This is a genomic window from Amycolatopsis aidingensis, from assembly GCF_018885265.1.
GTDB lineage: Bacteria > Actinomycetota > Actinomycetes > Mycobacteriales > Pseudonocardiaceae > Amycolatopsis > Amycolatopsis aidingensis.
This window is the reverse complement of record NZ_CP076538.1, coordinates 3,390,456-3,400,651: the sequence shown is the minus strand read 5'-3', so window position 1 is coordinate 3,400,651 and position 10,196 is coordinate 3,390,456. Positions and strand designations below refer to the sequence as shown.

Sequence of the window (10,196 nt, the reverse complement as noted above, 5' to 3'; positions counted from 1 at the left end):
CCACCAACCACACCACCCGAACCCAACAACTCACCCAACAAAAACTCCACCAAACCACCCACCGACGGAAAATCAAAAACCAACGTCGCAGGCAACCGCAACCCCGTCACCACACCCAACTCATTCCGCAACTCCACCGCCGTCAACGAATCAAAACCCAACTCCCGAAACGACACATCACCCCCACCACAAACCCATCCCCATACCCCAACACCGACCCCACCCGACCACACACCACATCCAACAACACCCCAAACCGCTCCCCCACCGGCAACCCACGCAACAACCCCACCAAATCCCCAGCCGCACCGGTCTCCCCCGCCGCCACCCGGCGCCGCGGCCCGGTCAGGCCGCGCAGCAGTGGAAGGATCTCCGGGCGTTCGCGGAGCGCCGACAGGTCGAGCGGGGTGGCCACCAGCGTCGCGGCGGCCCGGTCGGTGTGGATGGCGGTGTCGAAAAGTTCCAGTCCCCGTTCCACCGGCAGCGGGCGCAGACCGGCCCGCGCCATCCGCTCCCAGTCCGCATCGGACAGTCCGCCGGTGAGGCCTTCCCTGCTGGCCCATGCTCCCCAGGCCAGGGACAACCCCGGCAGCCCCTCCGCACGCCGCAACCCCGCAAGACCATCCAAAAACGCATTCGCAGCCGCATAATTCCCCTGCCCAGCAGTACCAAAAACACCCGCCGCAGAAGAAAACAACACAAACCCCGCCAACGACACACCCCGAGTCGCCTCATGCAAATACCAAGCACCATCCACCTTCGGCGCGAGCACGGGATGGAGGCGGTCCGGGGCCAGCGAGGCCAGCACCCCGTCGGCGGTCACCCCGGCGGCGTGCACCACCGCGGTCAGCGCGGGTGCCCCGGCGACGAGGCGTTCGACGGCGTCCCGGTCGGTCAGGTCACAGGCCAGGATCGTGGTCTCGGCGCCATGCGCTCGCAGTTCGGCGGCCAGTTCCGTGGCGCCCTCGGCATCCGGGCCGCGGCGGCTGGTCAGCAGCAGGCGCCGGAAGCCGTGGGACGCGAGGTGGCGGGCCAGCAGGCGGCCGAGGCCGCCGGTACCGCCGGTGATCAGGACGGTGCCCTCGCGGTCCCAGGTGGTGGCCTCGCCCGCGGCTGGGGCACGCCGCAACCGGGGCAGGCACGGCCGACCGTCCCGTACCGCGATCCACGGTTCGGTCCCTGCGGTCAGCTGCGGCAGCGCGATGCCGAGGTCGGTCCCGGCCGTCAGGTCCAGCAGCCCGAACCGGCCGGGATGCTCGGAGATCGCGGTACGCAGCAGTCCGGAGGCCGCGGCAGCCGGCAGGTCGTTCCCGTCCTCCGCGCCGCTGGTCACCAGGACGAGGCGGGCATCGGCGAAGCATTCCTCGGCCAGCCATCGCTGGGCCAGCTCCAGCAGGTCGGCGCTCGCCCGATGTGCCCCGGCGGCTGGTGCCTCCCCGGCGGGATCTCCGGGGAGCGGGCTGAGGACCACCCCGGGCAGGGCGCCGGTGGCGGCCAGCTCGGCCAGTTCGGTCAGGTCCGCGGCATGCACGGTGTCCGGTGGGAGTTGCCAGGCCGGCGGGTGGTCGCCGAGCACCGCCACCGGGGCAGACGATCCGGGGTCGGGCTCGGGTGCCGGGGTCCAGCCGAGGCTGAACAGCGCGTCCCGCCCGGGGTCGGCGGGCGCCGCTAGCTCCGCGCGGTCCACGGCCCGGTGCCGGAGCGCCTCGATGGTGACGACCGGTTCCCCCGCCGGGTCGGCGGCGGTGATCGACACCCGGTCGCCGTCCCGCTCGGTCAGCCGCACCCGCAGCAGGGACGCGGCGCAGGCGTGCAGGGTGACGCCCTGCCAGGAGAAGGGCAGCCGTTGTTCCCCGGTCCAGGGCCGGGTGGCGGCCAGTGCGTGCAGGGCGGCGTCCAGGAGCGCGGGGTGCAGGCCGAACCCCTCGGCCTCCCCTTCCGGTAGCGCGACCTCGGCCAGTACCTCGCCGTCGTGCCGCCATACGGCGCGCAGTCCCTGAAAACTGGGCCCGTAGCCGTAGCCGGCCTGGGCGAACCACTCGTACAGCCCGTCGGTTTCCACCGGCTCGGCGTCCGGCGGTGGCCAGTTCGTGCCGGGGAAGGAGGCGGCGGAGGGCCCGGCGGTGGCCAGGAGGCCGCTGGCGTGCCGGGTCCAGGGGGCGTCCGGGGTGTGTTCCGGGCGGGCGTGGATGGTGAGTGATCTGCTGCCACCTTCCGCTGCCGGGCCCACCCGCACCTGGACCTGGACCGGGCCCTGCGCTGGCAGGACCAGCGGCGCGGCCAGGGTCAGCTCCGCCACGTGGTCGCAACCCACCTGGTCCCCGGCGTGGATCGCCAGTTCGAGGAAACCGGCGCCGGGGAACAGGATCTGCCCGCCAACGGTGTGCTCTGCCAACCAGGGGTGGGTATGCGGGGACAGTCGCCCGGTGAGCAGTACGCCGGTGTCGTCGGCGAGTTCCACCGCGCAGGCGAGCAGGGGATGGCCGGTGCCGGACAGGCCGAGTCCGGTGGCGTCGGCAGGGCGTGCCGAAGAAGCAGGCCAGAAATGCTGATGCTGAAACGCATACGTCGGCAGATCGACAATGGCGGCTCCGGTTCCGGTGAACGCCGCCTTCCAGTCGACCGGGACGCCGGCCACGTACAGCTCGCCGAGCGCTCGCAGCATCATCTCCTCGTCCCGCCGCCCCGCACGCAGCACCGGCACAGCAACGAGTTCAGGCGCGCACTCCTGCACGGCGGCACACAACGACCCATCCGGCCCGAGTTCCAGAAACCGCGACACCCCCAACTCGGACAACCTCACCACCGCATCCCCAAACCGCACCGGCTCCCGCACCTGCCGCACCCAATACCCCACCGACCCAAACCCCTCACCCACATCAGCAGCAGCCACCACCGGAACCTCCCCAACACCAGGCGAAATACCCCCGATAGCCCGAGCGAACTCCCCCACCATCGGCTCCATCAACCCCGAATGAAAAGCATGACTCACCACCAACTCCCGGGTCTGATAACCCAACCCAGCCAACACCTCCACCACCCCATACACAGCCCCCCGCTCCCCCGACAACACCACCGAACCCGGCCCATTCACCGCCGCAACCCACACCCCCTCCCCCAACAACGGACCCACCACACCCTCACCAGCCCGCACCGCCACCATCACCCCACCCGACCGCAACCCCTCCATCAACCGAGCCCGCGCCGCCACCACCACACACGCATCCCGCAACGACAACACCCCAGCCACATACGCCGCAGCCAACTCACCAACCGAATGCCCCACCACATAATCCGGCCGCACCCCCCACGACTCCACCAACCGAAACAACGCCACCTCCAACGCAAACAACGCAGGCTGCGCAAACCCAGTCCGCACCAAAGCCCCCGCATCCTCACCCCACACCACCTCCCGCACCCCAACACCCAACTCCGCCACCACCGCATCAAACGCCTCCGCAAACACCGGAAACCGCCCATACAACCCCCGACCCATACCCAACCACTGCGAACCCTGACCCGAAAACACAAACGCAGTCCCGCCAGTACCCGCCACCCCACGAGCCACCTCCACCGGACCGCCCCCACCCCCAGCCAGCAACACCGCACGATGCCCGAACACCGACCGACCCGACACCAACGACCAACCCACATCCACCACATCCCCCACACCACCAACAAGCCGCTCCACCTGCGCCGACAACGCCACCCCCGACTTCGCCGACACCACCCAAGGCACCAGGCTCCCCGGAGCGGTTCCTGTTTCCTCCACCTCGGCGGCCACCTGCGGCTGCTCAAGAATCACATGCGCGTTGGTGCCACTGATCCCGAAGGAGGACACCCCGGCACGCCGGGGGTGACCGGTCTCCGGCCAGTCGGCCGACTGCGCCAGCAGTTCCACCTTCCCCGCCGACCAGTCCACATGCGAAGAAGGCTCATCCGCATACAAGGTCCTCGGAAGCCGGCCGTGCCGCATCGCCTGCACCATCTTGATCACACCAGCCACCCCAGCAGCCGCCTGAGTATGCCCAAGATTCGACTTCACCGAACCCAACAACAGCGGCGTCTCCCGATCCTGACCATACGTCGCCAACACCGCCTGCACCTCGATCGGATCCCCCAACGAAGTACCAGTCCCGTGACCCTCCACCACATCCACATCCGAGACTGACAACCCAGCCGAAGCCAGCGCCTGCCGGATCACCCGCTGCTGCGACGGGCCATTGGGCGCGGTCAGGCCGTTGGACGCCCCGTCCTGGTTCACCGCACTCCCCCGCACCACGGCCAGGATCCGGTGCCCGTTGCGCTCCGCATCGGACAACCGCTCCAGCACCAGCATCCCGACCCCCTCGGACCAGCCGGTGCCATCCGCCGCATCCGAGTACGCCTTGCACCGCCCATCCGGGGCCAACCCACCCTGGCGGGAAAAGTCCACAAAGGTACTCGGAGTCGCCATCACGGTCACCCCACCCGCCAGCGCCAGCGAACACTCCCCCGAACGCAACGCCTGCGCGGCCAGATGCAGGGACACCAGGGAAGAGGAACAGGCGGTGTCCACGCTGACGGCGGGACCTTCCAGCCCCAGCGTGTAGGCTACTCGGCCGGACATCACGCTGGGCGCGCTGCCGGTGCTGTGGTATCCCTCGGCGCCTTTGTCGGTGACGATGGTTCCGTAGTCGCTGTACATCACCCCCGCGAACACCCCGTCGGCGAACCCCGCAGCACATGCGGATCAATCCCCGCCCGCTCCAGCGCCTCCCAGGACACCTCCAGCAACAACCGCTGCTGCGCATCCGTAGCCACCGCCTCCCGCGGCGACATCCCGAAAAACCCGGCATCGAAACCGGCCGCGTCATGCAGGAAGCCGCCCGAACGGGTGTAGGAGGTGCCGGGGTGTTCGGGGTCGGGGTGGAACAGGGTGTCCAGGTCCCAGCCGCGGTCGGTGGGGAAGCCGCTGATCGCGTCGGTCTCGTCGAGCACGAGATTCCACAGGTCCTCGGGGGAGGCCACCCCACCCGGAAAACGACACCCCATCCCCACCACCACAACCGGATCCCCCACCACACCACCAACACCCACCGAACCACCAACCACACCACCCGAACCCAACAACTCACCCAACAAAAACTCCACCAAACCACCCACCGACGGAAAATCAAAAACCAACGTCGCAGGCAACCGCAACCCCGTCACCACACCCAACTCATTCCGCAACTCCACCGCCGTCAACGAATCAAAACCCAACTCCCGAAACGACACATCACCCCCACCACAAACCCATCCCCATACCCCAACACCGACCCCACCCGACCACACACCACATCCAACAACACCCCAAACCGCTCCCCCACCGGCAACCCACGCAACAACCCCACCAAATCCCCAGCCGCACCGGAGTTCCGCCCGGCGGCTCGCCGCTGAACTCCCGCCAGTTCCCGCAGCAATGGCGGCACCTCAGGAATCTCACGCAGGGCGCGGGTATCCAGCGGGTGGTCACCAGGCAGGTGGCATCCGTGCCGGTTGCCCGGTCGAACAGCGCGAGGCCTTCCGCGATCTCCAGCGGCCGGAACCCGGTGCGTGCCATCCGCTCTCGATCCACATCGGCCATTCCGGCCGCCATGCCGGTTGCCCATGCTCCCCAGGCCAGGGACAACCCCGGCAGCCCCTCCGCACGCCGCAACCCCGCAAGACCATCCAAAAACGCATTCGCAGCCGCATAATTCCCCTGCCCAGCAGTACCAAAAACACCCGCCGCAGAAGAAAACAACACAAACCCCGCCAACGACACACCCCGAGTCGCCTCATGCAAATACCAAGCACCATCGGCCTTGGGGCCGAGTACGGTGCTGAGGCGTTCGGGACTCTGGAACGCCAGCACCCCGTCGTCGGTCACCCCGGCGGCGTGCACCACCGCGGTCAGCGGGCGTTCGACACCGGCCTGCTCGACCAGCTCGTGTACCGCGGTGCGGTCACCGAGGTCGCAGGCGACCAGCCGCGCCTCGGCTCCCAGGTCGGCGAGTTCCCGGATCAGGTCCCGCGCGCCCTCGGCGGCAGGACCACGGCGACCGGCCAGTACCAGGTGCCGGAAACCCTGCTGTGCCAGGTGCCGGGCGAGTTCCCTGCCCACTCCGCCGGTTCCGCCGGTCAGCAGCACCACGCCTTCGGGGTCCCAGGCGGGCCCAGGGTCCGGCAGGGTCCGGCGTAGCCTTCCAGCGCATACCTCGCCGTCCCGGACGGCAAGCTGCGGCTCGTCCGTGCTTGCCAGCTGCGGTAACGCGAGCGCGATATCGTCCGCGGACGCGGTGTCCAGCAGCACGAACCGGCCAGGGTGCTCGGCGGCCGCGGAACGCAGCAACCCGCCCACCGCGGCCGCCGCAGGGTCGGCGCCGTCCAGTGCGCCGCGGGTCACCACAACCAGCCGGGAATGCGCGAACCGCTCCTCGTCCAGCCACTGTTGCGCCAGGCCGAGGACCCTGGCGGTCTGCTGGTGCGTGACCGGCACCACCTCCTCGGCCTCGGCGCCGGTCAGGTCGAGCAGCACCAGGTCCGGCACCGGGTCGGGGACCGAGTCCAGCCCGTCGCCGAGCACGGCCGTGGTGGGTTCGGCGGTGCTCGCCGGTGGCAGCGGGGACCAGGCCACGGTGAACAGCGGTTCGGCCCTGCCTGCGGTTGCGGTCATCTCGGCCGGGGCACGTAGCGTGAGGGAGTCGACCGAGAGCACGGGGGTGCCTTCGGGGTCCACCGCGGTCACCGCGAGTTTGCCCTCGGCGCGCGGGGTGATCCGCACCCGCAGTGCGGCCGCCCCGACGGCGTGCAGCGAGGCCCCTTCCCACCGGAATGGCAGACCGGGCCGGGCCGGGCCGTCCGGGAAGGCGAAGGGCATGGCGTGCAGGGCCGCGTCCAGCAGCGCGGGGTGCAGCCCGAAAGTCTCGGCGTCCCGCACCTGGTCCGGTAGCGCGACCTCGGCGAAGACCTCGGTGCCGAGCTGCCAGGCGGCGCGCAGGCCGCGGAACACCGGGCCGTAGTCGAAGCCGTCCACGGCCGCGCGGTCGTAGAGTCCGGTCAGGTCCAGTGCGGTGGCCCCGGCAGGCGGCCATTCGCCGGGACCGAAGTCGGCGAGCCGTTCACCGGTGGCCAGCCGCCCGGAGACGTGCTGCGTCCACTCCCGCTCCGGTTCATCGGCCGGGCGGGTGTGGATCCCGATCGGGCGGCTGCCGGGTTCGTCCTCGGCGCCGACCCAGACCTGGACGTGCACCGCCTCGTGCCCCGCCAGCGGGAGCGGGGTGAGCAGGGTGAGCTCGGCGATCCGCCGGCAGCCGACCTCCTCCCCGGCGCGCAGGGCCAGTTCCAGCAGGGCCGTGCCCGGCAGCAAGGTGCTGCCCGCCACCTGGTGGTCCGCCAGCCAGGGATGGGTCGCGGTGGACAGCCGTCCGGTGAACAGGACTCCGGAGGAGTCGGCGATGGCCGTCCTGGCGCCCAGCAGTGGGTGCGCGGCGGTGTCCAGGCCGAGTCCGGTGGCGTCGGCGGGGCGTGCCGAAGAAGCAGGCCAGAAATGCTGATGCTGAAACGCATACGTCGGCAGATCCACCACCCGCGCACCCATCCCCGCAAAGAAACCCGCCCAATCCACCGGCACACCAGCCACATACAACCTCGCCAACGCCCGAACCGCCGACTCCTCCTCCGACCACTCCCGCCGCAACACCGGCACCGCCACCCCACCATCCAACACACCACACAACGACCCGTCCGGCCCGAGTTCCAGAAACCGCGACACCCCCAACTCGGACAACCTCACCACCGCATCCCCAAACCGCACCGGCTCCCGCACCTGCCGCACCCAATACCCCACCGACCCAAACCCCTCACCCACATCAGCAGCAGCCACCACCGGAACCTCCCCAACACCAGGCGAAATACCCCCGATAGCCCGAGCGAACTCCCCCACCATCGGCTCCATCAACCCCGAATGAAAAGCATGACTCACCACCAACTCCCGGGTCTGATAACCCAACCCAGCCAACACCTCCACCACCCCATACACAGCCCCCCGCTCCCCCGACAACACCACCGAACCCGGCCCATTCACCGCCGCAACCCACACCCCTCCCCCAACAACGGACCCACCACACCCTCACCAGCCCGCACCGCCACCATCACCCCACCCGACCGCAACCCCTCCATCAACCGAGCCCGCGCCGCCACCACCACACACGCATCCCGCAACGACAACACCCCAGCCACATACGCCGCAGCCAACTCACCAACCGAATGCCCCACCACATAATCCGGCCGCACCCCCCACGACTCCACCAACCGAAACAACGCCACCTCCAACGCAAACAACGCAGGCTGCGCAAACCCAGTCCGCACCAAAGCCCCCGCATCCTCACCCCACACCACCTCCCGCACCCCAACACCCAACTCCGCCACCACCGCATCAAACGCCTCCGCAAACACCGGAAACCGCCCATACAACCCCCGACCCATACCCAACCACTGCGAACCCTGACCCGAAAACACAAACGCGGTCTTCCCGGTCACCGCGCTGCCCTGGACGACCGCGGGGTCCGGCCGCCCTTCGGCGATGGCGGCCAGCGAACCCGCCGCACCCGCCGGATCCTCGGCCAGTACCACCGCGCGGTGCTCGAAGGCGGTCCGGGATACGCCAAGGGAGAGCCCGATGTCGATGGCGTCCGGGGCCGCGGCGTCCAGGTGGGTGCGCAGCCGTCCGGCCTGCGCCCTCAGCCCGCCCGCGGACCGGGCGGACAGTGCCCAGGGCAGCACCGCGGGCAGCGGGCCATCCTCGCGGATGGGGTGTTCCTGCGGCTCGGGTTGCTCCAGTACGACGTGTGCGTTGGTGCCACTGATCCCGAAGGAGGACACCCCGGCCCGGCGGGGCCGGTCCACCCGCGGCCACTCCGCCTGCTCGGTCAGCAACTCCACCGCACCCGCCGACCAATCCACATGCGAGGTCCGCGCATCGACATGCAGAGTCCGCGGCAACACCCCATACCGCATCGCCTGCACCATCTTGATCACACCAGCCACCCCAGCAGCGGCCAGGGTGTGCCCGAGATTCGACTTCACCGAACCCAACAACAACGGCGTGCCACGGTCCTGCCCATAGGTCGCCAACACCGCCTGCGCCTCGATCGGGTCCCCCAACCGGGTCCCGGTCCCGTGCGCCTCCACCGCATCAACGTCCCGAGTGGACAGTCCGGCGTCGCCGAGTGCGTCGGTGATCACCCGCTGTTGCGCGGGGCCGTTCGGGGCGGTCAGCCCGTTCGAGGCACCATCGGAGTTCACCGCACTCCCCCGCACCACCGCGAGTACCCGATGCCCGTTGCGCTCCGCATCGGACAACCGCTCCAGCACCAGCACCCCCACCCCCTCCGCCCAGCCAGTGCCATCCGCGGCCTCGGCGAAGGCCTTGCACCTGCCGTCGGCGGCCAGCCCGCCGTGCCGGGCGAACTCCACGAAGGGCGCCGGGGTGGACATCACCGTGACCCCACCGGCCAGGGCCAGCGAACATTCCCCACCGCGCAATGAACGGACCGCAAGATGCAGGGAAACCAGCGAGGAGGAGCACGCCGTGTCCACGCTGACCGCGGGGCCCTCCAGGCCGAGGGTGTAGGCCACCCGGCCGGACGCGAGGCTCTGCGCACTGCCGGTGCCCTGGTACCCACGGAAGTCCTCGGGATCGAGCAGGGTGCCGTAGTCGCCATAGATGATTCCGGCGAACACCCCGGTGCGGCTGCCGCGCAGCGAGCGCGGGTCCAGGCGGGCGTGCTCCAGTGCCTCCCAGGTCACCTCCAGCAGCAGCCGGTGCTGGGCGTCGGTGGACATGGCCTCCCGCGGCGACATGTCGAAGAAGGCCGGATCGAACTCGGCCGCGCCGTCCAGGAACCCACCAAGGCCAGGGCCGGACGTCTCGCCGGTGCGCCACCCGCGGTCCAGGGGGAACGCGGATATCGCGTCGCCACCCTCGTGCACCAGGCGCCACAGGTCCTCCGGGGAGCCGACCCCGCCCGGGTAGCGGCAGCCCATGCCCACGATCGCGATCGGCTCGTGGTTGCGGTACTCGAGCTCCTCCACCCGCTGACGGGCGCGGCTCAGGTCGACGGTGACCCGCCGAAGGTAGTCGACAACCTTGTCCTGGTCCTCTGCCATGCGTGGCCCAACCCCAACCCGTG

2 pseudogenes are annotated in these 10,196 nt (G+C 69.8%); both read right to left on the bottom strand.

The window, feature by feature from the left end:
• Nucleotides 1–142: 142 nt before the first annotated feature.
• Nucleotides 143–2,044 (bottom strand): annotated as a pseudogene (locus tag KOI47_RS36620) (SDR family oxidoreductase); the annotation flags it as partial.
• A 180-nt stretch (nt 2,045–2,224) separates the two neighbouring features.
• A pseudogene (locus KOI47_RS36390) lies at nt 2,225–10,173 on the bottom strand (SDR family NAD(P)-dependent oxidoreductase); the annotation flags it as partial.
• Nucleotides 10,174–10,196 lie beyond the last annotated feature (23 nt).